At 54.6% G+C, this 614-nt stretch carries 1 protein-coding gene; it reads right to left on the bottom strand.

Features of this window, described 5'->3' with window-relative positions:
* Nucleotides 1-614 (bottom strand): translation initiation factor IF-2 N-terminal domain-containing protein (locus ABD931_RS29140; protein WP_345271655.1); only part of this gene is annotated, 614 nt, incomplete at both ends.

Raw genomic sequence — 614 nt, 5'->3', positions numbered from 1 at the left:
CTCATAACCAAACTCATTGGCCACGAGCTCGATCACCTCTGCGTCGAGACGCTGGTTGATAGACACCATCAGACCAAGGCTCATACACTTGCTGATCACCTCTGCAAAACTTACATCCATCAGGGTCGCCAGTTCGCTTACGCTGATGAATTCCGTTACTTGCAGCTTGTTATCCTGCATATCGCCTCCGTCCTGATCGGCCATTTCCTGGCGTTTCTCACGGCGGTATTTCGCTTTCAGGCTCTTACCGCGGCCACTTGTGCCGGCCAGTTTAGCCTGTGTTTCGCGGATCTTATTCTGAATTTCCTTTTCGTTGATCTCTTTCGGCTCACGGCTGATCGTCGGGCGACCCGGGCGATTACCATGTTGACCAGGACGATTTTGTCCGCCCCTGAACTGACCACCTTGCTGACCACCATGACCACCTTGCTGGCCGCCATGCGGACGTTGCTGTTGGTTGCCTTCGGGCTTTTTGAACAGGTGCTGGGCACGCTGTTGCGGGGTTTGCTGATCCTTCTTTTCGATCGGAATACGCTTACGTTTGCGCTTTTCTTCGCTGTTGGCACCGGCTGCTCCCTGGTTCTGGGGCTGCGGCTGCACAGTAGGCTTATTCC

This window comes from Nibrella viscosa, from assembly GCF_039541875.1.
GTDB lineage: Bacteria > Bacteroidota > Bacteroidia > Cytophagales > Spirosomataceae > Nibrella > Nibrella viscosa.
Note: the sequence above shows the minus strand (reverse complement) of the source record. Positions and strands in the feature narration are given on the sequence as shown.